The sequence below is a fragment of the Actinosynnema sp. CA-299493 genome, assembly GCF_050946825.1.
In the GTDB taxonomy this organism is placed as follows: domain Bacteria; phylum Actinomycetota; class Actinomycetes; order Mycobacteriales; family Pseudonocardiaceae; genus Actinosynnema.
In genome coordinates, this window is the sequence record NZ_CP191993.1 from 1,343,512 (window position 1) to 1,365,646 (window position 22,135).

21 protein-coding genes are annotated in these 22,135 nt (G+C 72.7%); 8 read left to right on the forward strand and 13 right to left on the reverse strand.

Features of this window, described 5'->3' with window-relative positions; translation table 11 throughout:
* Positions 1–64 precede the first annotated feature (64 nt).
* A complete protein-coding gene (locus ACQPYE_RS06450; RefSeq protein ID WP_498719920.1) occupies positions 65–1,360 on the reverse strand; it encodes an MFS transporter in 1,296 nt (431 codons plus the stop codon).
* Between the two features lie 72 nt (positions 1,361–1,432).
* Here ACQPYE_RS06450 and ACQPYE_RS06455 point away from each other — a divergent pair, with 72 nt between their 5' ends.
* Positions 1,433–2,407: a GlxA family transcriptional regulator gene (locus ACQPYE_RS06455; protein WP_498719921.1), complete on the forward strand. Its 975-nt coding sequence runs from the start codon at positions 1,433–1,435 to the stop codon at positions 2,405–2,407.
* On the opposite strand, the gene ACQPYE_RS06460 is transcribed toward ACQPYE_RS06455, so the two are convergent.
* The 6 genes from ACQPYE_RS06460 to ACQPYE_RS06485 all read right to left on the reverse strand — a co-directional run bounded on the left by ACQPYE_RS06460 (position 2,396) and on the right by ACQPYE_RS06485 (position 10,001).
* Positions 2,396–3,976 (reverse strand): PH domain-containing protein, encoded by a 1,581-nt coding sequence (locus ACQPYE_RS06460; protein ID WP_498722851.1) that lies wholly within the window; start codon positions 3,974–3,976, stop codon positions 2,396–2,398. The genes ACQPYE_RS06455 and ACQPYE_RS06460 overlap by 12 nt on opposite strands.
* A gap of 38 nt (positions 3,977–4,014) precedes the next feature.
* On the reverse strand, positions 4,015–4,506 hold the full coding sequence (locus ACQPYE_RS06465) for a PH domain-containing protein (protein ID WP_498719925.1): 492 nt from the start codon (positions 4,504–4,506) through the stop codon (positions 4,015–4,017).
* 436 nt (positions 4,507–4,942) lie between these two features.
* Positions 4,943–6,268 carry a response regulator transcription factor gene (locus tag ACQPYE_RS06470; RefSeq protein ID WP_498719927.1) on the reverse strand — a complete coding sequence of 442 codons (1,326 nt, stop codon included), beginning with the start codon at positions 6,266–6,268 and terminating at the stop codon, positions 4,943–4,945.
* A 25-nt stretch (positions 6,269–6,293) separates the two neighbouring features.
* Positions 6,294–7,874 carry an AMP-binding protein gene (locus ACQPYE_RS06475; RefSeq protein WP_498719930.1) on the reverse strand — a complete coding sequence of 527 codons (1,581 nt, stop codon included), beginning with the start codon at positions 7,872–7,874 and terminating at the stop codon, positions 6,294–6,296.
* Entirely contained in the window at positions 7,871–9,730 is a 1,860-nt protein-coding gene (locus ACQPYE_RS06480) for an SDR family oxidoreductase (RefSeq protein WP_498719932.1), read from the reverse strand. Before ACQPYE_RS06480 ends, ACQPYE_RS06475 begins: the two co-directional genes overlap by 4 nt.
* 67 nt (positions 9,731–9,797) lie before the next feature.
* Entirely contained in the window at positions 9,798–10,001 is a 204-nt protein-coding gene (locus ACQPYE_RS06485) for a hypothetical protein (RefSeq protein ID WP_123743748.1), read from the reverse strand.
* Positions 10,002–10,390: 389 nt separating this feature from the next.
* Between ACQPYE_RS06485 and ACQPYE_RS06490 the strand changes: the two genes are divergently transcribed.
* Positions 10,391–11,176 (forward strand): maleylpyruvate isomerase family mycothiol-dependent enzyme, encoded by a 786-nt coding sequence (locus ACQPYE_RS06490; protein ID WP_498719934.1) that lies wholly within the window; start codon positions 10,391–10,393, stop codon positions 11,174–11,176.
* A 70-nt stretch (positions 11,177–11,246) separates the two neighbouring features.
* Here the strand turns inward: ACQPYE_RS06490 and ACQPYE_RS06495 are convergent, their stop codons facing one another.
* A complete protein-coding gene (locus tag ACQPYE_RS06495; protein WP_498719936.1) occupies positions 11,247–11,717 on the reverse strand; it encodes a MarR family winged helix-turn-helix transcriptional regulator in 471 nt (156 codons plus the stop codon).
* Positions 11,718–11,821: 104 nt separating this feature from the next.
* On the opposite strand from ACQPYE_RS06495, the gene ACQPYE_RS06500 reads away from it, so the two are divergent.
* The 5 genes from ACQPYE_RS06500 (at position 11,822) to ACQPYE_RS06520 (ending at position 17,289) form a co-directional block, all read left to right on the forward strand.
* Complete coding sequence (locus ACQPYE_RS06500; protein WP_498719938.1) at positions 11,822–12,427, forward strand: FMN-dependent NADH-azoreductase; 606 nt, start codon at positions 11,822–11,824, stop codon at positions 12,425–12,427.
* Between the two features lie 85 nt (positions 12,428–12,512).
* Positions 12,513–13,505, forward strand: coding sequence for a tetratricopeptide repeat protein (locus ACQPYE_RS06505; protein WP_498719939.1), 993 nt, complete (start codon positions 12,513–12,515; stop codon positions 13,503–13,505).
* A gap of 23 nt (positions 13,506–13,528) precedes the next feature.
* The gene (locus tag ACQPYE_RS06510; RefSeq protein WP_498719941.1) at positions 13,529–13,858 is read left to right on the forward strand and encodes a hypothetical protein; all 330 of its coding nucleotides are present in this window, start codon (positions 13,529–13,531) and stop codon (positions 13,856–13,858) included.
* Positions 13,859–13,897: 39 nt separating this feature from the next.
* Positions 13,898–16,051, forward strand: coding sequence for a protein translocase subunit SecD (gene secD / locus ACQPYE_RS06515; protein WP_498719943.1), 2,154 nt, complete (start codon positions 13,898–13,900; stop codon positions 16,049–16,051).
* A 77-nt stretch (positions 16,052–16,128) separates the two neighbouring features.
* Complete coding sequence (locus tag ACQPYE_RS06520; protein ID WP_498719945.1) at positions 16,129–17,289, forward strand: lactate 2-monooxygenase; 1,161 nt, start codon at positions 16,129–16,131, stop codon at positions 17,287–17,289.
* On the opposite strand, the gene ACQPYE_RS06525 is transcribed toward ACQPYE_RS06520, so the two are convergent.
* The 4 genes from ACQPYE_RS06525 to ACQPYE_RS06540 are packed head-to-tail and all read right to left on the reverse strand — an operon-like array spanning position 17,261 to position 20,414.
* On the reverse strand, positions 17,261–18,079 hold the full coding sequence (locus ACQPYE_RS06525; protein WP_498719947.1) for an ESX secretion-associated protein EspG: 819 nt from the start codon (positions 18,077–18,079) through the stop codon (positions 17,261–17,263). The two genes, ACQPYE_RS06520 and ACQPYE_RS06525, sit on opposite strands and share 29 nt — an antisense overlap.
* 17 nt (positions 18,080–18,096) lie before the next feature.
* Entirely contained in the window at positions 18,097–19,428 is a 1,332-nt protein-coding gene (locus tag ACQPYE_RS06530; protein ID WP_498719949.1) for a PPE domain-containing protein, read from the reverse strand.
* Positions 19,429–19,431: 3 nt separating this feature from the next.
* Complete coding sequence (locus ACQPYE_RS06535) at positions 19,432–20,040, reverse strand: DUF3558 domain-containing protein (RefSeq protein WP_498719951.1); 609 nt, start codon at positions 20,038–20,040, stop codon at positions 19,432–19,434.
* Positions 20,037–20,414 (reverse strand): hypothetical protein, encoded by a 378-nt coding sequence (locus ACQPYE_RS06540; protein WP_498719953.1) that lies wholly within the window; start codon positions 20,412–20,414, stop codon positions 20,037–20,039. The genes ACQPYE_RS06535 and ACQPYE_RS06540 overlap by 4 nt, the downstream gene beginning before the upstream one ends.
* Before the next feature lie 194 nt (positions 20,415–20,608).
* Between ACQPYE_RS06540 and ACQPYE_RS06545 the strand changes: the two genes are divergently transcribed.
* A complete protein-coding gene (locus ACQPYE_RS06545; RefSeq protein ID WP_498719955.1) occupies positions 20,609–21,472 on the forward strand; it encodes a hypothetical protein in 864 nt (287 codons plus the stop codon).
* On the opposite strand, the gene ACQPYE_RS06550 is transcribed toward ACQPYE_RS06545, so the two are convergent.
* Entirely contained in the window at positions 21,454–22,122 is a 669-nt protein-coding gene (locus ACQPYE_RS06550; protein ID WP_498719956.1) for an AraC family transcriptional regulator, read from the reverse strand. The genes ACQPYE_RS06545 and ACQPYE_RS06550 overlap by 19 nt on opposite strands.
* Positions 22,123–22,135: the final 13 nt, after the last annotated feature.

The window sequence follows — 22,135 nt, forward strand, 5'->3', positions numbered from 1 at the left end:
GGCGCCGGGCGTGATGAGCCGGGCGTGGTGGCGCAGGTGCCCGGCGGTGAGGTCGTTCCCGCGCTCAGCCGCCCGCGCCCTTGGCCGTGAGATCACCCGCGGGCGCGTCGGGACCTCCCGCGAGCGCCGGTGACCGCTTGATCTTCATGGACAGGAACGCGGCGCCGATGCTGAGCACGCCGGCGACGTACCAGGCCGGCGCGTAGTCGCCGAAGTGGTCGCGGGTCAGGCCGGCGGCGGTGGCGGCGATGGCCGCGCCGATCTGGTGCGAGGCGAAGACCCAGCCGAAGACCACCGGCGCGGACAGGCCGAACACCTGGCGGCACAGCGCCACGGTCGGCGGGACGGTGGCGACCCAGTCCAGGCCGTAGAAGATGATGAACACGAGCATCGACGGGTGCACCGAGTCGTGGAACAGCTGCGGCAGGACGAGCAGTGACGCGCCGCGCAGCACGTAGTACACGGCGAGCAGGATCCGCGAGTCGACGCGGTCGGTGAGCCAGCCCGACAGGACCGTGCCCACGATGTCGAAGATCCCCACCAGGGCGAGCAGGCCGGCCGCGGTGGTGGTGGGCATCCCGTGGTCGTGCGCGGCGGGGATGAAGTGGGTGCCGACCAGGCCGTTCGTGGTCGCGCCGCAGATCGCGAAGCCCGCCGCCAGGAACCAGAACGGTCCGGTGCGCGCGGCGCTGGTGAGCGCGCCGATGGCACGGCGGGCCGCACCGCCCGTCGACGGCGGCACGGGCACGACCTCGTCGCCGCCGTAGGGCGGGACGCCCACGTCGGCGGGGTGCTCCCGGAGGAACAGCAGCACCAGCGGCACCACCGCGAGGGCCGCGACGGACACCACGACGGAGGCGCTGCGCCACCCGGACGACTCCGCCAGCGCCGCCACCACGGGCAGGAACACCAGCTGACCGGTCGCGCCGCCGGCGGTCAGGATGCCGGTGACCAGGCCGCGGTGCTTGACGAACCACCGGCCGGTGATGGTCGCCACGAACGCCAGCGCCATCGACCCGGTGCCCAGGCCGACCAGCACGCCCCAGAACAGCACCAGCTGCCAGGCCGTGGTCATGAGCACGGTCAGCCCGCTGCCCACCGCGACCAGCGCCAACGCCGAGGCCACGACCTTGCGCACGCCGAGGCGCTCCATCAGGGCGGCGGCGAACGGCGCGGTCAGCCCGAACAGCATCAGGTTCACCGACACGGCGAAGCCGATCGTGGTGGTGGACCAGCCGAACTCGCGTTGCAGCGGTTCGATCAACGCGCCAGGGGTGGCCCGGAACGCCGCGGCGCCGACGAGTGCGATGAACGCGACGCCGGCGACCACCCATGCCCAGTTCTGCTTGCTGCGAATCACGTGCGCAAGCTTCGACGATCCGGCCCGGTTCCGAAAAGTGGCTGGAAGGCCATCATGTGCAAGGATCCGGCCATGGACAGTCGCCACCTGGTCGCCGTGCTCGCGCTGGACGAGGTGGTGACCTTCGACCTCGGCACACCGACGCAGGTCCTCAACGCCGCCCGCGACGAGGCCGGGCAGCGGTACTACCGGGTGCGGGTCTGCACGCCCGGCGGACGTCCGGTGCGCAGCGCGGCCGGGTTCACCATCACCCCCGACCACGGCCTGGAGCTGCTGGCGGAGGCGGACACGGTGGTCGTGGCCGGCGTGCACTACGGCGCGCGGGTGCTGGAGGACGGCGCGCTGGACGAGCCGGTGCGCGACGCCCTGCTCGCGGCGGCGGACCGGGGCGCGCGGGTGATGTCGATCTGCACGGGCGCGTTCGTGCTGGCCGCGACCGGTCTGCTGGACGGGCGCAAGGCCACCACGCACTGGGCGCACGCGGACAACTTCCGCCGCCTGTTCCCGCTGGTCGACCTCGACCCGGACGTGCTGTTCGTGGACGAGGGCGACGTGCTGACCTCGGCGGGCGTCGCCGCGGGCGTCGACCTGTGCCTGCACGTCGTGCGGCACGACCACGGCAGCGAGGTGGCGAACATGGCCGCCCGCCGGTGCGTGGTGCCGTCGTGGCGCCCGGGCGGGCAGTCGCAGTTCATCGTCCGCCCGATCCCCGACCGGACCGACACGTCCACTGCGCCGGCCCGTACGTGGGCCATGGAGCACCTGCACGAGCCGTTGGACCTGCGCGCGCTGGCGACGCACGCCCGGATGAGCGTCCGGACGTTCACCCGGCGGTTCCGCGAGGAGACCGGCGTGAGCCCCGGGAAGTGGATCACTCAGCAGCGCGTCGAGCGGGCGCGGCACCTGCTGGAGACCACGGACCTGGCGATCGACCAGGTGGCCCGGCACGCGGGCTTCGGCACGGGCGCGGCGCTGCGGCAGCAGCTGGGCGCGACGCTCGGCGTGGCGCCCAGCGTGTACCGGACCACGTTCCGCTCAGTCGGCTAGCGCCGGTTCCAGGAACGGCCGCAGCAGGTCCGGCACCGCCGCGTCGGCCAGCGCCAGGCCGTCGGCCTCGGCCACGTCGACCACGTGGTACGCGCCGTTGCCCGCCGCCGTGGTGGCGGTGATCGTGACCAGGCCCGCGCGGCGCTGGAAGAACGAGCGGGAGACGCGCCAGCCGATGATGCCGGTGCGTTGCAGCGCCACGGTCTCGCGGACTGCGGAGCCCGCGCGGGCGAGCAGGTGGCGGTCGGTCAGCGCGTGGCCGAGCGAGCGGTAGCGGTCGTAGCCCAGAGCCGCGGAGAACGGCACCAGCGCCAGCACGACCTGCCACGTCCAGCTCGGCGCGAACCACGCCAGGACCGCCGCGAGCACCAGCAGCGGCACGACGGCGCGCACCATCCGGCGGCGCAGCGCGGCCACCGGGTGCCGGCGCAACGGGGTCCGCGTCGGCGACTCGTCCGTCCGACCGCCGCCGTCCGTCCGACCGTCGCCGGTCGCCTGATCGCCGCCGGTCGCTTGGCCGCCGGTTGCCGTCCGATCGCCGACTGCCGTCCGGTCGCCGGGTCCGCCGGAGACTTGCCGCAGCACCTCGGCGGACACGCGGTGCGCCTCCGCGACCGGCGCGGGCGGCAGCAGCAGGTTGCTCTCGCCCTTGCGACCCAGCCCGGTCGTCACGGTCTTGGCGTGCGCGCCCCGCCCGGCGCGCAGCAGCAGCGGTTCGACCAGCTCGACGCCGCGAAGTCGTTGCTCGGCAACGGAAACCGAACGCGTGGTGAGCAGGCCGCGGCGCACCCGGACCGTGTCGTCAGGCTCGCGGGTCAGCCGGTAGCCCCAGAACTGCACCACGTACACCAGCACCGAGCCGAACGTGGCCACCAGCAGCACGACGGCGGCGATCACCGCGACGGTCAGCCCGAGCGGCTGCTCCGCGACCCAGTGCGCGGCCTCGGTCATCGGTTCGAGCACCTCGATGTCCAGCTCCCGCGCGAAGTTCATCACGAACCCGAACAACGCGCCGGCGGCCACCAGGCCGGACAGCGTCAGCGGCGCGTACCGCAACCACCGGTTGTCCCATTCGGACAGCACGACGCCGGGCCGTTCCTCCTCCACGACGGCGGTGGTGGCCGTCTCCGCCTTGGCGGTGGTGAGCAGCAGCACGCGCAGCCGTTCCGCCTCGGCCGACGACACCGCGTCCAACGTCAGGCCGTCCTCGCCGGGCTGGTCGCGCTGCCCGGTGCCCACCCGGATCGCGGACAGCCCGAACAGCCGGTGCCCGAGCTTCGCGGTCAGGTCCACCGTGCGGATCCGGTCGCGCGGCACCGCCAGGCGCTTGCGGACCAGCAGACCGGTGTGCATCTCGACCTGCTCGGTGGTGATCCGGTACCGGGTGGTGATCCACCGCAGCAGGCCGAACAGCACGATCGCCGCGATCACGCCGACGCTGGCCAGGATCCGCCACGTCTCGCCCCGGCCGAGCACGAGCAGGCCGATGAACAGCGGGACCAGGCCGATCAGCTCGTTGAGCGGGCGGACGACGAGCATCCGCACGTCCAACCGGTGCCAGTCCACCATCGGCTCGGCGTACTCGGGCGCGGCGGGCAGCTCCGCGGTCACGTGGCATCACCCGGCGTGGCCTGGGTGGTGGTGGTCAGCTCGTCGGCCAACCGCACCGCGTCGTCGTGGTCGAGGCCCTCGATGAGCACGGGGCCGGCGGCCGAGGCGGTGGTCACGGTCACCGTGGACAGCCCGAGGAGCTGTTGCAGGGGACCGCGCTTGGTGTCCACGGTCTGGATGCGCGAGACCGGCGCGACGCGCCACTCCTGGTTCAGCCAGCCGGCCAGCGTGTAGACCGCGTCCGGGGTGGCCTCCCAGCGGTGCACCCGGTACCGCCAGCGCGGCATCACCAGCGTGTGCGCCGTGCCGAGCACGAGGGTCGCGATCGCGGCGGTCAGCTGCCACGGCGAGGCGGCGAAGATCAGCACCACCAGTTGCGGCGCCAGCAGCACCGCCCAGCCGATCAGCGCGTGCAGCGTCCAGAGGGTGATCGACTTGCGGCTCACCTGGTGCCGCGGCGCACGCAGGCGCAACACTTCGTTGCTCACGCCGTCCACTGTGCCTCAAGGCCGAGCTCGCGTGCGCGCGAACCCGGCCTCGGGGCCGGTCGGTTACGGCTGCGGTGCGTAGGGCGCCTGGAACACCCTGGCCGTGGCGCTTCCGTCCTGGACGGCCACAGCGGCGGGCACACCGACGACGACCGCGAGACCGGCGCAGATGGCGAGCGCAGCCATGATTCTGTGCAGGGAGTGCACAACCATCGTCGAACTCCGTTCGATCGTAGCGGCTTTGTCGGCAGGGGGGAGCCGGACCAGATCCGCGGGTAACGCCCGGAAGCGTCCAAGCGGAGCATGGCACAGAGGGGTCGTCACGGTCATCACCCACTTCTGTCCCTGCCCGCTAGGCAATACCCACGGAGCGGTAGCCCCGATCGTCGGGGACATCCCACCACCACGGGTAACGAGCGGGAAACCCGGAAGTGACTCAGTCACGCCGAGTTCTTGCCCGAGCCTCCTCGTCCAGGTCCACCCACCAGACCGCCGCGCCCGCCCGGTCGCGCACGCCGATCGTCCGGTAGATGCGCTGGAGGTGGTTCTGCACGGTCTTCGGCGACAACGACAGCTCGGCCGCGATGTCGGTGGTGCTCTCACCCGCCGCGACGCGCCGCAGCACCTCGATGCCGCGCTTGGTCAGCCCGGACCGCAGCGCCCGCGCGATCCGCCGGTTGTCCTGCTCGGCGGTGGCCGAGCTGCGCAGCGGGTCCGGTGACGCCCGGTGCTCCCGGCGCAGCCCGAACGTGCGCTCGGCCAGGTGGTCCACCAGCCGCGCGGACAGGTCGTGCTCCCGCATCCGCAGCAGGTCGCGGCCTTCCTGGAGCTCCCACAGCCGGTACTGCTCCAATTGAGACCGGGCGTGCCGCAGCGCCGGGCCCAGCTTCCCGGCCCGCTCGTAGGCCACGCTCAACGCGCCGTGCGCCCGCACCGCGACTTCCCGCGCCAGCACGCCCATCGCCAGTTCCGCCGCACGGGTGAGCAGCCGCACCTGGTCGTCGTGCCGCTCGCGCGCGCCGCTGACGCGGGCCCGCGCCATCAGCAGCTCGGCCCGCAGCACGGGCCGGTCGTGCCCCGCCAGCAGCCGGTCCGCCCGCTGGCACGAGCGCAACGCGCGCTCCACGTCGCCGAGGTCCAGCCGCACGTGCGTGAGCAGCAGGTTCAGCCTCGCCATCCGCAACGGCTGGTCGAGGTGCTTCCACCGGTCCCGGACCTGCGCGCACAACGCCTCCGCGCGCCGCAGCTTGCGCGTGCACGGCTCGCCGTCCGGGCTGCACCGGCTCGCCGCCGAACGCACCATGCAGTGCTCGTGGTACTGCGTGCGCAGGACGTTGGCCTGCTCGAACAGGATCGAGCCGATCAGCTCGACGTCCTTGGTCAGCTCGGCCAGGCCGAGGGCGCGGGCCAACGAGTGCAGCGACCGCTCCCGCGAGTCCAGCCGCAGCTCGACCACGGCCTGCGAGAAGCTGCACCACGCCTGGAGCCCGACGTGCCGGTTGGCCGCCGCGATGGCCTGCACCCGGTCGATGGTGTCCAGCGCGCCGGGCAGCAGCCCGCGCTTGCCGAGCGCCACGGACTGGGCCAGCACGCTGTGCGCCACGCCCTCGGCGTCGTCCAGCCACGAGAACGCGGCCACCGCCTTCTCGGCGGACTCCAGCGCGTCACCGGGTCGTCCCTCGTCCAACGCCATCCGCGCCTCGCGCAGGTTGGCCACCGCGGCCTCGCGCGGGCCGGCCGCTCGCTGGACGGGAATCGTCATCGTGTGCCCCCGCCGGAGAGGGTACTCACCCCAACTCCCGCTTGAGCACCTTCCCGGTCTCGTTGCGGGGCAGGGCGTCGAGGAACACCACGTCCCTGGGCACGGAGAACCTGGCCAGGTTGCCGCGCACGTGGTCGAGCACGGCGTCCTCGTCCAGCGCGCCCGGCTCCTCGCGCACGACGTACGCGGCGAGCCGCTGGCCGAACCGCTCGTCCGGCACGCCGACGACGGCCACCTCGCGCACCCCGGCCAGGCCCGCCAGCAGGTCCTCGACCTCGCGCGGGTACACGTTCTCGCCGCCGGAGACGATCATCTCGTCGTCGCGGCCGGCGACGAACAGCAGGCCGTCGCGGTCGCGGTGACCCACGTCGCCGGTCGACATGAGGCCGTCCAGGACTTCCTTGCCCGCGCCATTGGTGTAGCCGTCGAACAGCATCTCGTTGGCCACGAAGATGCGGCCGGTCGCGCCGGCGGGCACCGGGCGTCCCGCGTCGTCCAGGATCTCCAGCCGGGTGCCGTGCGGCGGCAGGCCCGCCGTGTCCGGGTGGCGGGCCAGCTCGTCGGGCCGCGCGATGGTCACCCACGACACCTCGGTGGAGCCGTAGAGGTTGTAGAGCACCGGGCCGAACTCCTCCAGGCACCGCCGCGCCACCGGTGGCGGCAACGCCGAGCCGCTGGACGCGATCACCCGCAGCTTCGGCAGGTGCGGACGTCCGGTCAGCTCCAGGACGCGTTGCAGCATCACGGGAACGGCGAACAACGCGTCGCTGCCGTGCTCGCGCGCGTCGGCGAGGACGAGCGCCGGGTCGAACCTGCGGCGCAGCACGAACGTCGCGCCGAGCACGAGCCCGATCTGGAACGCGGCCAGGCCCCAGGTGTGGAACAGCGGCGCGGGCACGGAGAACCGGTCGCCCGCCTTGAGCGGGATGCGGGACAGCAGCGCGGCGGCGGGCGCGAGGCTCGCCGGCTCCGGCCGCTTGGCGCCCTTCGGCGCGCCGGTGGTGCCCGACGTCAGCACGATCATCCGGCCGCGCGGCGGGCGCCTGGGCAGCGGCGTGGCGGGAGAGCCCGCGATCAGCTGCTCCACGGTCTTGCTCTTGGTGACGCCCTCGACCCACGCCATCACCCGGCGGACCTTGCGCGGCGCGTTGGTCAGCAGGTCGCGGAACTCGGTGTCGGCGACGACCACGGACACGTCCTGCTCGCGCAGCACCACGGCGATCTGGGCCGCGCTCAACCCGGTGTTGAGCAGCACGGTGTGCGCGCCGAGCTTCACGCACGCGGCCACGGTCTCCACGAAGCCGCGGTGGTTGCGGCACAGCACCGCGACCTTCGACCCCGACCGCACGCCGAGGTCGTGCAGGCCGTGCGCGAGCCGGGTGGTGCGCTCGTCGACCTCGGCGTAGGTGAGCGTGCCCGCGTCGTCGATGATCGCCGGCCGGTCGGGGTGGCGCGCCGCGCCGGTGGCGAACCCGAACGCCACCGTCATGTCCCACTGGAGGTAGGCGTCGACGACGCCGAGCAGCCTGCCGGGACCCATGGGCCGCACGACACCGGCGCGCACCAGCGTCGCCAACGCGCGCAGCGCTCCCAGGACCCGGTTCACCGCGTCGCCCGGAGGACGAGGCGGGTGACGCCCGCGGCGACGGCGGCCACCGGCGACGTGCGCGGCGTGCCCTTCTCCGGCATCGCCCGGTACGCCAGGTGCAGCAACGACCGCACGGTCCTGGGCGCGGTCTTGCGCGCGAGCTCGGCCAGCAGCCCGGACGGGAGGTTGACCTCTTCGGGACGGTGTCGCAGCGCGCGGACGACCCACTGGGCCGCGCGTTCGGGCGTCGCCGCCGGGAACGCGTCGTAGGCCTTCGTCGGCCCGATCATGGGTGTTCGCACCAGCGGCATCCGCACGGAGGTGAACGTGACACCGTCGGCGACGGTCTCGCTAGCCGCCACCCGGCTGAACGCGTCCAGCGCGCTCTTCGAGGCCAGGTAGGCGGAGAAGCGCGGCGTGCTGAGCTGCACGCCCAGGCTGGAGATGTTCACGATGTGCCCGGACCTCCGTTCCCGCATGTGCGGCAGCAGGCCGAGGACCAGCCGCAGCGGCGCGAAGTAGTTCAACGCCATGGTGCGCTCGTAGTCGTGCAACCGGTCCACGGACAGGTGCACGCTGCGCCGGATCGACCGGCCCGCGTTGTTGACCAGCGCGTCCACGCCGTCGTGCTCGGCGAGGACCTGCTTGAGCAGCGCGCCGACGGCTTCCGCGTCGGTCAGGTCGCACGGATAGGCGTGCGCCGTGCCGCCTTCCGCCCGGATCCGCCCGGCGACGTCCGCCAACTCGTCGGCACGCCGTGCGACCAGCAGCGGCACGGCTCCCTCGCGGGCCACGGCGAGCGCGGTGGCCGCGCCGATGCCCGACGACGCGCCGGTGATCAGCACGGTCCGCCCGGCCAGGCCGTGCTCCCGGGCGGCGCGCAGCGGGTCGAGGTGGTCGGCCCAGTACCGCCACAACGCGTGCGCGTAGGTGGTGAAGTCGGGCGGTTCCAGGCCGGTGACCGCGCGGGTGGCGGTCGAGTCGAACTCGGCGCGCACCACGACGTGCGGCACGACCTGCGGCGGGATGCCCAGTTCCGCGAGCACGCCGGTGACGATCGCGCTCGTCGGCACGGCGGGCAGCGGCATCGGCACGGTGAACCGGACCTTGGGCGCGCCCGCGGCGTCGGCCAGCGCGTTGTAGACGTCGTCCAGCGACCGGGAGCGGCGCGCGGTGAGGTGGAACGTGCTGCCGGATGGCACGTCGGCGTGGATCAACCGGTCCAGCGCGCGCACCACGTAGTCGACCGGGACCAGGTTCGCGGCGCCGAAGTGCGGCGCGAGCAGGGGCAGCCGGCGCGGCAGGCGGGCGAGCGCGGCCAGCGCCGGGAAGAAGTAGTACGGGCCGTCGGCCTTGTCGCTCTCGCCGGTGCGCGAGTCGCCGACCACGGCGCCCGGCCGGTACACGCGCCACGGCGTGCCCTGCTCGCGGACGATCTTCTCGGCGGCGTGCTTGGTCGCGTGGTAGGGCGAGGGCAGGTGCTGGCCGAGGTCGAAGTCGTCCTCGGTGAACGCGCCCCGGTGATCGCCCGCGACCGCGATGGACGACACGTGGTGCAGCACTCCGCACCCGGTGCGCCCGGCGTACTCCACGACCCGCCGGGTGCCCTCGACGTTGACGGCGTGGTGCTCGTCGGCGGACGCGGTGAAGTCGTAGACCGCGGCCAGGTGCACGACGTGGTCGACCCGCTCGGCGTCGATGGGCGAGGTGAGGTCGCCCAGCACCGGCATCAGCTTGTCGTGCCGCTCCAACCGGTCCGCTGACTGGGGCCTGACCAGCGCGAACACCCGCTCGCAGGACGGCCGCCGGAGGAGCTCGGCGACCAGGCGCCTGCCGATGAAACCCGTCGCGCCGGTGACGAAGTAGGTACTCACGAACCCGATACTGACACTACCTACCCGCGAGTAGGAAGAGCGCGGCGGGAAATCGGAACGTTGGTGATCAGTTTTCCGGCGTGCCGGACGCGTTCACCACCGCGTCGCGCAGGGCCGCGCGCAGGCGGCCCACCTCCAGCGGCGTCAGCACGGCCGCCTCACCCGGCGGCACGGTCACCACCACGTGGCCCTGGCTGATGAAAACGGTCATGTCACGGCGACGTGACGCGATGTCGCGGCAGGAGATCTGCCACTCCTTGCCTGTACTCACGGCCCCCGACCTCCAGGTGTGTCGACACGGCGTGCTCGGACCGATCCGGGCGCTCGTGGGGAAGAGACGCACGCGGACTGGCGCCATGACGGGACGTTCCGCCGGGCGACCGTGCCGAGCGTCGCTAGCGTCGCACGACGTGGTCACGAAGGTCACCTGAAGGGATGGGAAAACCGCTGAACCGCAACGGATCGTGATAATCGCGTCTGGCCTGGCCGTGTCGAGGCGGGAGGGCGATCGGGGTCCGCCGGTGCGGTCCGTTCGTACGATCGGCTGATCATGGCCGGCGGTCAGGTCCGGATGGCCGCGAACCCCGGGACCGCCGACGCCGAGCCACTAGCGTGAAAACCTCGTCCCGTCATTCCATGGCAGTGAAGACGAGGAGCGCCATGCCCCCGTTATCCCACGTGCTGACTCATGACAGCTACTGCGATCGGGTCTCCGACGAGATCACCAGGTTCGCCGAGACCCTGCGCCACCTCGACGCCGACGACCCGGTGCCGAGCTGCCCGGGCTGGACCGTGCGGCGGCTGTCGACGCACCTCGGGATGATCCACCGCTGGGCGGAGCGCACCGTCGCCGAGCAGTCGCCGGAACCGCTGGAGTTCACCCAGTTCGGCGGTGACCTGCCGGACGACTGGGCGGGGTGCGCCGACTGGGTGGCCGCCATGGCCTCGCAGCTGACCAGGACTCTGCGCCAGGCGGACCAGGACGGCCCGGCGTGGTCGTTCACCGCGATCCAGCAGGCCCGTTTCTGGCCGCGTCGCATGCTGCACGAGACCACGGTGCACCGGGTCGACGTCGAGCTGGCGGCGGGCAGGGAGCCCGAGGTCGACGCCCCCACCGCGGTGGACGGCATCGACGAGCTGCTGTACCTGCTGTCCTACGGCCACCCGTTCCGCGAACTGCCCGCCGACCTGCGGGGCGACGGCGAGACGATCCACCTGCACGCCACCGACGTCGACGTGCGCTGGTTGGTCACGCTGGGTCCGGACGGCCACAGCTGGGAGCACCTGAGCGCAGAGCCGGGAACCCCGGCGACGGCGACGGCGCGCGGTGACGCCGGGAGCCTGCACCTGTTCCAGTACAACCGCCTGTCCGACCCGGGCGGCGTGATCGAGCGCACGGGCGATCGGGCCGTGCTCGTCGACTGGCTTCAGCGCTCCGCTCTCTGACCGCGGGCCGGGGCCCGTCATCCGCTGAGCGCTGCCGACCGGTGACACCTCGGGGCCTCGCCCCGGGGTGTCACATGCAGGAGCCGCTGTCGGGTCCGTGGTCGACCGCGATCAGGCGCTCCAGCAGTTCGCACAGGGCGTGGGCCTCCGCCGGTTCGAGTCCGGCGGTGAACTCCCGCTCCACCTGGACGTGCAGCTTCTCGACCTCGCGCTGGACGGCCCGGCCCTGCTCGGTGATCACCGGCACGCGCACGCGCCGGTCGTTCGGGTCCGGCTTGCGCATGATGAGACCCGCGCGTTCCAGCCGGTCCAGTTCCGCGGTGAGCGTGGTCTTGTCCACCCCGAGCGCGTGGCCCAGCGCGAGCTGGGTGCGCTGGAACTCCTCGCTGGCCAACGCGGTCAGCACGATCTGCCCTCGCGTGGTGATGCCGTGCCGCGCCGCCGCTTCCTGCGCGACCGTGCCCAGCTTCTGCGCCGCGCGGTGCAGCAGCCAGTTCAGGCCCGCACGGCTGGTGCAGCCGAGGTCAGGGGCGAGATCCATGCCCTCGATCATACGCCGGCTGTGAGATATTCCTAGGTGAGAACATCTTGACTCAGAACGACTCCGGCAATATGTTCCGACTTGAGAACTTCTGAGGGAGAACTATGGCGAACTTGTTGCACATCGACACCAGCCTGCGGTTCGAGGGCTCGGTGTCGCGCGAGGTCAGCGGGGCTTTCGCGGAGGCGTGGCGCTCCGCGCGCCCGGAGGGCGAGTACACCTACCGCGACCTGGCCACCGACCCGTTGCCGCACGTCGACCCCGCGGCGCTGGCCACCAGGGAGGCCGATGGCGACCGGCCGTTGGAGCAGCGGCTGATCGGGGAGGTGAAGGCGGCGGACACGGTGCTGCTCGGCGTGCCGATGTACAACTTCGGCCTGCCGTCGAGCCTCAAGGCGTGGCTGGACTGGATCCTGGTGCCGGAGCTGTTCGCCGACCAGCAGACCGGCGAGGGCGTGCTGACCGGCACGCGGGTCGTGGTCGTCACCGCGCGGGGCGGTTCCTACGCGCCCGGCACGCCGCGGCACTCGTTCGACTTCCAGGAGCCGTACCTGCGCGCCGTGTTCGGGATGCTCGGCGTGCACCCGGAGTTCGTGCACGCCGAGCTGACGCTGGCCGGCGTCATGCCGCACCTGGCCCAGTTCCGCGAACTCGCGGTGGCCTCGCTGGAGGACGCGCACCGGGTGGTGCGCGAGTTGGCCAACGCCTGACGGGGGAGCGGGTGACGGGCCGTGGTCGAGGGGGCGGCCCGTCACCCGATAGTGCAAGCGTCGTCGGCCTGCCACCATGTGGGCCATGTCGGAGTCGATCGCCGCGGTCGTGGTGCGTGCCGCCGAGCTGACCGCCCGCGGGATGCCGCGCCAGGCGATCGAACTGCTCCAGCCGGCCCTCGTGGTCAACCCCCGGCACGGTGAGGCGTGGTGCCGACTGGCCGCCGCCCACCTCGACGCGGGCGAGCCCGACCCGGCCCTGACCGCCGCCAAGCGCGCCCTGGTGCTCGACGGCGACCCGGCGTGGGCCCAGCGGCTGACCGCGTTGGCGTTGAGCGAGCTCGGCCGGCACCCGGAGGCGGTGGTCGCGGCGCGGGAGTGCGTGCGCCGCAAGCCCCGCGACTGGCGGTGCCAGGTGGTGCTGGCCGAAGTGCTGGCCGACAGCCCCGAGGGGCAGCGCGAGGCCGTGGAGGTGGCCCGGGAGGCCGCGCACCTCGCGCCGACGGAGGCCCGCGCGTTCCAGGTGCTCGGCGACTCCGCGTTGCGCGTGCGCGACTGGGGCACCGCCGAACGCGCCTACCGCACCGCGCTGCGCCTCGACCCCGGCGACGACGACGTGCGCGCGAACCTCGCCACCGTCCGGCGCAAGCGCGGTGGCGCGCCCGTGCCGCCGCCGTCCGGTGAAGCCCTGCGCGCCGCCCACGCCCTGGCCTGGCCCGTGCTGTCACGGCTCGCCGCGCTGCTCGTCGCGGGCGGCTTGATCCTGCTGCTGGGCGGCATGCCGAAGCCGACCCCGCTGCTCGGCTGGTTCGCCGGGCTGCTGGTCGTCGCCTGCCTGGTGATCGTCGGGCTGGCGCTGGCGAGGGCCCGGGGCGGTGTGCGGCGGGCGTTGCTCCGGCTGCCGCTGCACCGGCCCAAGGTGGCCGTCGTCACGACGGCGTTCGGGCTGTCCGCGGTGATCCTCGCCGGCTGGGCGGTGGCGCTCCTCCTCGGCGCCACGACGATGCAGCCGCTCGTGGTCGCCTGGCTGTGCGCCCTGGTCGGCGGCGCGGTCGTGGTCCTGGCCGGCGGTCGCTAACCTGGGTCTCGGGAAGGATGCCGATGACCCGACGCGCGGTGCTCGCGATCCTGGCATTGATCGCGGGTTTCGTCGTGGCCGGACCCGGCCCGAACCCGACCGTCGACGTGGTCGCCGTCTCGGCCACCGCGGACGCCGCCCACCTGCCCGGCACGGCCACCCGCGGCCTGAACGCCGCGCACCCCGTGCAGGTGCACGTCGGCCAGCCGCTGGACGGCGTCCAGCCCGCCGTGCACGTCACGCCCGCGCCGCCGGTGCGGGTGGACGTCGTAGACCCGACCCACCGCGCCCCCGAGCGCGCCGGCCACAACCCCCTCGGCGAACGCGCGCCGCCCTCGACCTCCGGTAGCTGAACCCCCATCCCGTTCACCTCGTCCGGAGGTCTCTTCACCATGCCGCGCCCCAGCGCGCGGCGAGCGCTACTCGTCCGTGGGCTGATCGCCCTCGGCGTGCTCGCCGCGTCCGCGTTCACCCTGCTCACCGTCCAACCGCGCCTCGGCCTCGACCTGCGCGGCGGCACCCGGATCGTGCTCGAAACCCCGGCCGAGGCCACTTCCGACGCCACCGACCGGGCGATGGAGGTGCTGCGCCGCCGGGTCGACGAACTGGGCGTGGCCGAACCCGTGCTGGCCCGGTCCGGCGATCACCGCATCGTGGTGGAGCTGCCCGGGGTGCAGGACCCCACCGAGGCCATCGAGGTGCTCGGCCGCACGGCCCAGCTGCGCGTGCAGCCGGTGACCGGGCTCGGCGACGTGCCCGCGCCCGAGGGTGGCGCGATCGGCCTCGGCGAGGTCGTGATGACCGGCGAGGGCATCGCGGATGCCCGCGCCACGCCCAACTCGCAGGGCGTCGGCTACCTGGTCGGCGTCGACTTCCAGGGTGACGCGCCGCGGGCGTGGCAGCGGGTGACGGCCGAGGCCGCGTGCTCACCACCGGGCGACCCCGAGCGGCGGGTGGCGTTCGTGCTGGACGGCGAGGTCGTGTCCGCGCCCCAGGTCGACCCGTCGGTGGTGTGCGGCACGGGCATGGTCGGCGGCAGCACGTCGATCACCGGGCGGTTCGGCCAGGCCGAGGCCGAGGAGCTGGCGCTGGTGATCCGGTCCGGCGCGCTGCCCGTGCCGGTGGAGGTGGTGGAGCAGCGGACCGTCGGGCCGACGCTCGGCGCGGAGGCGATCGAGGCCGGCGCGCGTGCGGCGATCATCGGGGTGGCGCTGACCGGGCTGTTCCTGGTGTTCGTGTACCGGCTGGCCGGGCTCGTGGCCGTGCTGGCGCTGGTCGGGTACGCGGCCTTGGCGTACGCGGCGATGCTGGCCATCGGCGCGACGTTGACGTTGCCGGGCCTGGCCGGGTTCGTGCTGGCCATCGGCATGGCGGTGGACGCCAACGTGCTGGTGTTCGAGCGGTCGCGGGAGGAGTACGCGCGGCGCAAGCGCTTGTCGAGGTCGGTGGACGAGGGGTTCCGCGGTGCGTTCAGCGCGGTGGCGGACTCGAACGTGACCACGTTGCTGGCCGCCGGGTTGCTGTTCTGGCTGGCCACGGGGCCGGTGAAGGGGTTCGGCGTCACGCTGTCGATCGGCGTGCTGGCCTCGTCGTTCAGCGCCCTGGTGCTGAGCCGGGTGCTGTTGCAGCTGGTCATGCCGGTGCTGCGACGGCGGCCGAGGTGGAGCGGGCTGCACTCGTCGGGGCGGGTGCGCACGTGGCTGACCTCGCGCGGGATCACGTTGTTCCGGCGACCGCGGCGGTGGCTGCTCGTCGCCGGGCTCGTGCTGCTCGCGGCGGTCGGCGGGGTGGTGCTGCGCGGGTTGGAGCTGGGGGTGGAGTTCACCGGCGGTCGGGTGCTGGAGTTCACCGCGTCCTCGACGGACACCGGTCGGGTGCGCGCGGAGCTGGCGTCCGCCGGGTTCGCCGACGCGGTCGTGGTGACCTCGGGCTCGGACGGCCTCTCGGTGCGCACGGGCCCCATCGACTCCGCCGCCGCCGTGCGGCTGGGCGAGGCCGTGGACCGCGCGACCGGTGGGGCGGAGCAGGTCAGCAATGAGCTGATCAGCCCCAGCCTCGGCTCGGAGCTGCGGCGCAACGCGCTGATCGCGCTGGCCATCGCGGTGGCCGCGCAGCTGGTCTACCTGGCCGTCCGGTTCGACTGGCGGCTCGGCGTGGCCACCGTGGTCGCGCTGGTGACGGACGTGGTCGTGCTGGTCGGCGCCTTCGCGTGGCTGGGCAAGACGGCCGACGGCGTGTTCCTGGCCGCGCTGCTCACCGTGATCGGCTACTCGGTGAACGACTCGGTGGTGGTGTTCGACCGGGTGCGCGAGCTGCGGCGAGCCGGGGCGCCGTTCACCGAGGTGATGAGCTCGGCGGTGCTCCAGACCCTGCCGCGAACCGTGAACACGGGCATCGGCGTGCTGTTCGTGCTGGCCGCGCTGCTGGTGCTGGGTGACGGCTCACTGGCCGACTTCTCCACCGCGCTGCTGATCGGCCTCGTCACCGGCACGATCTCGACCATCCTGACCGCCGCACCGCTGGCAATCGTCCTGGAAGACCGCTGAACGCAGACCACGCGTCACCCTCGAACCACCCGACCCGGCTCCTGCCGAAACGGATGTTCGTGTAGCAAGGTGTCCTCATGACCGGATTCGCCGCGTACCAGAACGAGATCTACCTTCAAGGCCTGGCGGGCGCCGTGCCGCCGTTCACCACGGACCCCGAAGCGCTGGAGGCGTCCGCCCGGGAACGGCTCGGGCCCGGGCCGTTCTGGTACGTGGCGGGTGCGGCCGGTGGTGGGGCGACGGCGCGGGCGAACCGGGAGGCGTTCGACGACTGGCGGATCGTGCCGCGGATGCTCACCGACGCCACCGAGCGGCACCTCGGGACGTCGTTGCTGGGCACGGACATGCCCGCGCCGGTGCTGCTCGCGCCCGTCGGCGTGCAGTCGATCCTGCACCCGGACGGCGAACTGGCGACCGCGCGCGCGGCGGCGGAGCTGGGCGTGCCGTTCGTGCTGTCCACCGCGGCCTCGCACACGATCGAGGAGGTCGCCGAGGCCGCCGGTGACGCCGCGCGCTGGTTCCAGCTCTACTGGCCCAACGACCCGGACGTGGCGGCGAGCATCCTCGGCCGGGCGCGCGAGGCCGGGTACCGGGTGCTGGTCGTCACCCTCGACACGTGGACGCTCGCGTGGCGCCCGCACGACCTCGACCGGTCCTACCTGCCGTTCCTGCGCGGCGTCGGCACGGCGATCCCGTTCTCCGACCCGGCGTTCCGGGCCGGGCTGGCCGCGTCACCCGAAGACGACCGGCCGATGGCGATCCTGCGGTGGGTGCAGCTGTTCACCGGCACGGACAAGTCGTGGGACCAGCTGTCGTTCCTGCGCGAGCACTGGGACGGGCCGATCGTGCTCAAGGGCATCCAGCACGTGGACGACGCGCGCAAGGCCGTGGACGCGGGCGTGGACGGCATCGTGGTGTCCAACCACGGCGGACGGCAGGTGGACGGCGCGGTCGGGTCGCTGGAGGTGCTACCGGAGATCGCGGACGCCGTCGGCGAGCAGGTCGAGGTGCTGTTCGACTCCGGCATCCGCAGCGGCGCGGACATCGTCAAGGCGCTGGCGCTGGGAGCGAAGGCCGTGCTCGTCGGCCGTCCGTTCGCCTACGGCCTGGCGCACGGCGGTCAGGTCGGCGTCCGGCACGTGCTGCGCAGCCTGCTCGCCGACTTCGACCTGACCCTGGGCCTGTCCGGGCACCGCAGCCCGGCCGAGCTCAACCGCGGGGCGCTGCGTCGGCGCTGAGCTGCCGCAACCGGTTCTGCAACGTGGTGAAGTCGGCCGGCTGCACGGTGATCCACGGCGTGCCGTCGCTACCGGTCGTCTTCGCCGAGAGGTAGCGCCCGGTGATCGTGTCGAAGTACGTCAACGGCGCCGCGCACCGCTGCTTGCGCCCGAACCGGTCACGCCGTGCCGCGTACAGCTGGCCGCCGCCGATGCGCTGTTCGGCGAGCAGCTTGCGCACCTGCTGCACCTCGGCCACGTGCGCCCCGGTGGGCCTGCTGGCCTGCAGGAACGACCCGCCCTCCTCGTCCGGGCGGGGCCGGCGCGGCTGGTCGCTCACCGCGTCGGCGGGCAGCGAGAGCACGCCGCCACGTCCCGGCTTCGCCTCGGGCAGCGCGGACACCAGGGACTGCACCACGTCCTCGGGCCGCACGGGCTCCAGCACGAAGTGCTTGTCCGCCCGCAGCACCACGCGCAGCGCGTCGTCACCCGACTGCGCCACCAGCGCGGTGCGGGTCTCGTCGTCGCCCTGGTTGAAGAACGCGTAGTACTCGACGCTCGCGTCCGCGATCAGGCGCAGCGACCGGCCGAGGTCGGCGTGCACCTGCCGACCTCGGGCCAGGCCGAGCCGTTCCAGCTCGGCCCAACCACGACGGGCGAGGTCGGCCAGCACCGTGACGTCGCCCTCGGCCAGTTGGTCGCCGTCGAAGTCGACCTGGGCCAGCAGCGCGTTGTGCAGCGTCGGCAGACCTTCGGCCTGCCAGGCGTTGTAGAGCGCGACGACCGGGATGGCCACCCTGGTGCGCAGCACGTTCTCCCCTGTTCCCGCTATTCGCCGATGACCGGTGGGGCCACCATCGTGCCGTCGCCGAAGATGTCCTCGGTCTCCTGCAGGTACGACGCGGACTTGTGCTCCTTGTCCTCGTCCCCCTCACCGCGCGCACCACCGGCGCCCATGCCCGCGCCCATGCCGCCGGCCCCGGCCCCACCACGGCCACCGGCCGCGCCACCGGGCCCGAACCCACCCGCACCACCGGGCCCGAAGCCACCGCGACCCTCGCCGTGCCCCATGACGCCGGCCGTTCCGCCGGGCCCGAACCCGCCACCCATGCCACCAGGACCGCCGCCCATGCCGGGAATCCGGCCGGCACCCATCCCGCCGCCGCCCCCACCGCCACTGCCGCCGCCGGGCATACCGGGACGTCCACCGCCGGGCATCCCCGGCATCCCGGGCGTCCGGTTGCGGGGGTTGTTCGGATTGTTGGGGTGGTTGGGGTTGCGCGGGTCGTTCGGGTTGCGCGGGTCGTACGGCAACCTCGGGTCATAGGGCAACCGCGGGTCGTTCGGCAACCGCGTGTCGGACGGCAGCGGGGGCGGCCGGTACCCGATGTCGGGCTTGGGCCCGTTGGGGTCGGGCTGCACCCAGGACGGCCTGGTCGTGTTGTCGGTCGTGCCGGGCGGCGGGATGGTCGGCTCGGCCCACGACGTGGTGGTCGTACCGATGCCGTTGCGATCCACGTTGCTGTTGCTGACGTTGGTGTTGTTCTCGCCGATGTTGTTGTTCGGCTCCTCCTTGCCCGGTTTGGGCGGCGGAATCTCGATTTTCTCTTTTTCGACGTTCCCGTTGATCTCGCCGGGCTCCGGGAACCACGGCATGGAGTTGCTCGCAGAGGTCGTGGAGCTGCCGTAGCGGTTCAGCACCTCGACGTTGTGCGTGTTGACCTGCTGGCTCTGCTCGACCGCGTCGTCGTAGTCGGTGCCCCACGGGATGGCGTCGTTGTACCAGGGCTTGTCCGGCACCTGGACGGGCTCCTGCATGTTGCCCTTGGCCTCGCGGAACGCACGGCTGATCTCGCCCGTGTTGTCGCCTGCCGTCGTGGCGAGTCCGCTGGTCAAGTCCGACCAGCTGGCCAACGGCGTGGTGTTGGCACGGGCCGAGTCGCCTGCGGCACCTTCCCAGACCGCGCCGGACGCCTTCACCGCCTCGTTGATCAACTCGCTGATCTGGGTGTGGCCGGTGGAAATCCCCATCCACGCCTCGCGGCTGGCGTCAGTGGTCTGGTCGGGCCCTTTGCCCTCTTGGAACCAGCGGTAGATCTGCTCCGGGGCGACGCACATGTTGAGGAGACCCATGCCATCGCTGTCGACATCGCCCACCATGTCCTACCCCTTCAGGTTCTTGACCACGGTTTCCGCGATCTCGCTGGACACGGAGCACGGGTCGGCGTACTCGGCCAGCTTCTTGTCGTTCACTCGAACCTGCACCGCGAAGCCTTGGCTCTTGGCCACGCCGACAGCGGTCGCGCACGCGCCATGAGCTGCGTCTGACAGATCACTGTTGACCGCCGGGTACCCGGCGACCTCGGTCGGCCGGAACACCGGGAGGTCCTCGCGGTTGGCGTAGACGCCATCCAAGCCGCCGGCTTTGTCCAGCAGGGCGACGACGAAACTCGTGCCGAACGCGCGGTCATCCGGGTGCCATTGACAGGCCAGGCCGGTTGGTTCCGGGCGTTGAGAGCCGGCCTTGGTCACGCCGCGGGCGCTGAGTTGGTCGTCCTTCAGCATCGCGCAAGGACCGTCGAACTTCGTGAGGTCCAGTTCCGGGCCGCTGATGGCCGGGACCTCGCCCACCGCTGACGACGTTGTGGTGGGCTCTGCTGCGGTGGTGCTCGTGTTGCCTGCTGGCGACGGAGTGCCGCCGTCCTTGGTCGTGCAGCCCGACGCGACTATGAGGGCCGTTGCGGACAAGACCACCAGCGCTGCTCGCCTCACGACTGATTCCCTTCGCCCGTGAAGGCGTCGGTGGTTGCCTGATCCTGGTTCTTATAGGTGTCCAGGGAGGCTTGGATGCTCTGGATCGTACTGTTGAGGGCGTCGATCGCCTTTGAGTTGGCCAAGGCGTAGCCGCCGGGGTCGCCCCCTGCGGTCTGTCCGATCGCCACTGCCGCCGATTCGCTGTATGGATCCTTACCAGGCGGCCCGGTGACCGTCAGGTAATAGGTTCGGTCGTACAGTTCTTGCAGCCGGTCGCGCGCGTCCGCCAAGCCGTTGATCAGCTTCTCCGCCTGCGCCAAGTCGACGGTGAACGCGGTCTGGCCCGCAGTGAGTCCCGAGCCCGCCGGCCCCGCGGACACGGTGTCCGCCATGAATCCGATTCTCTTGATGGCGTCGCCACCCCCGGCGTCCAACATCGACGCACCCCCTCACCTCTGTAACTCGAAGTGATGATGGCACAAGGTCTTTTCCCCACTGGGGATGCTCGCGAAGGTTACTCCTGGTGGGTGATGGACGTCCGATTCGTTCAAGACGGCGGGACCTCGGCGGGCATACCGTCGGTGGCATGATCGACGAGGCACGTTCCTTCATCTGGCTCAACGCGCGGGTCCTCGAGCAGCGGCGGTTCCTGCACCTGTTCGACGGCGGGTCCGGGGAGGCCGTCGCGGTGGCGGTGCTGGCCTACCGCAACGACGACGGCGGCTTCGGGCACGCCCTGGAGCCGGACGGACGTGGGCCGGACAGCCAGCCGTTGGCCACCTACACCGCCTTGTCGCTGCTCGACGAGGTCGGGGTGACCGGGCACGCCGACCGGGCGTGCGACTTCCTGACCACGATCACCAACGCGGACGGCGGCGTGCCGAACTGCGTGGACACCGGTCGCGAAGACCTGAGGGCGCCGTGGTGGCAGCCGTCCGGGGACAGCGACCTGCTGGCCACGGCCCTGCTGGCGGGTGTCCTGCACAAGATGGGCGCCGGGCACGCGTGGCTCGACCGCGCCACGGAGTTCTGCCGGCAGCGCGTCACCGGCCTCACCAAGACCCACCCGTACGAGGCCGCCGCCTGCGTCCGCTTCCTCGACCACGCGCCCGACCGGCCGTGGGCGGAACGGGAGGCGGCACGGCTCGGCGAGCTCGTGCGCGAGCAGGGGTTGGTCGACCTGGGCGAGGGCGAAGCGCACGAGGGGTACGCGGAAGGCGAGACGCACAAGCCGCACGACTACGCGCCGACGCCCGACAGCCTGGCCCGGAGGTGGTTCGGCGACGACGAGATCGCCGCTGACCTCGACGCGCTGGCGGCCCGGCAGCAGGACGACGGCGGGTGGACGTTCCCGTGGGCCGCGTGGACGCCCGTGACGACCTACGAGTGGCGACCGATCGTGACCATCACGGCGCTGCTGGCGTTGCGCGCCTACGACCGGATCAGCTGACCCAGCGGCACGCCCGCCAGGTCGCGCACCTCGCGCGACAGGTGCGCCTGGTCGGCGTACCCGGTGCGGTGGGCGATGTCGGCGAACGGCACGCCCCGCCACGCCAGCTTGACCGCGCGGTCGAACCGCAGCACGCGGTGCAGCACCTTGGGGCCGTAGCCGAACGCGGCCAGGCTCCGCCGGTGCAGCTGCCGGGCGCTGAGCCCCAGCGACCGGGCCAGGTCGCCGACGCTCCCCGAGGACGACGCGATGACGTCCACCGCGGGGTCCGGCGGCGTCTCCCGCAACCGGGACAGGGCGGCCGACGCCAGCACGTCGCACGGGTCCTCGGCGGCGCCGAGGGCGTCGTCCAGCCGCGCCGACGGCCCCCACAGCTCCGACAGCGGGACGCGCTGGTCGCGCAGCTCCACCCCGGGCAGGCCGAACGCCGCAGGCCCGACCCCGGGGCCGAACCGGACGCCGAACACCGTGCCCGGCCCCATCCGCGTCACGTGCCCGACCGTGTCCGGCCCGGCCACGAACACCTCGCCCGTGGCCGCCGCGTAGATGATGTCGGTGCACCCGTCCGGCACGACCAGGCCGGCGGCGGTCGACGTCGTGGTCCGGCGCCACGCGCAGGCCAGACCGGGGAACGGGCGTTCCTCGTACACGTCGCCGATGGTA

Coding starts and splice junctions, on each gene's coding strand:
- secD (WP_498719943.1), top strand. CDS start 13,898: ATGCCGCGCCCCAGCGCGCGGCGAGCGCTACTCGTCCGTGGGCTGATC.
- ACQPYE_RS06530 (WP_498719949.1), bottom strand. CDS start 19,428: ATGGTGGGCGATGTCGACAGCGATGGCATGGGTCTCCTCAACATGTGC.
- ACQPYE_RS06455 (WP_498719921.1), top strand. CDS start 1,433: ATGGACAGTCGCCACCTGGTCGCCGTGCTCGCGCTGGACGAGGTGGTG.
- ACQPYE_RS06495 (WP_498719936.1), bottom strand. CDS start 11,717: ATGGATCTCGCCCCTGACCTCGGCTGCACCAGCCGTGCGGGCCTGAAC.
- ACQPYE_RS06545 (WP_498719955.1), top strand. CDS start 20,609: ATGATCGACGAGGCACGTTCCTTCATCTGGCTCAACGCGCGGGTCCTC.
- ACQPYE_RS06500 (WP_498719938.1), top strand. CDS start 11,822: ATGGCGAACTTGTTGCACATCGACACCAGCCTGCGGTTCGAGGGCTCG.
- ACQPYE_RS06470 (WP_498719927.1), bottom strand. CDS start 6,268: ATGACGATTCCCGTCCAGCGAGCGGCCGGCCCGCGCGAGGCCGCGGTG.
- ACQPYE_RS06460 (WP_498722851.1), bottom strand. CDS start 3,976: ATGGTGGACTGGCACCGGTTGGACGTGCGGATGCTCGTCGTCCGCCCG.
- ACQPYE_RS06520 (WP_498719945.1), top strand. CDS start 16,129: ATGACCGGATTCGCCGCGTACCAGAACGAGATCTACCTTCAAGGCCTG.
- ACQPYE_RS06505 (WP_498719939.1), top strand. CDS start 12,513: ATGTCGGAGTCGATCGCCGCGGTCGTGGTGCGTGCCGCCGAGCTGACC.
- ACQPYE_RS06510 (WP_498719941.1), top strand. CDS start 13,529: ATGACCCGACGCGCGGTGCTCGCGATCCTGGCATTGATCGCGGGTTTC.
- ACQPYE_RS06540 (WP_498719953.1), bottom strand. CDS start 20,414: ATGGCGGACACCGTGTCCGCGGGGCCGGCGGGCTCGGGACTCACTGCG.
- ACQPYE_RS06490 (WP_498719934.1), top strand. CDS start 10,391: ATGCCCCCGTTATCCCACGTGCTGACTCATGACAGCTACTGCGATCGG.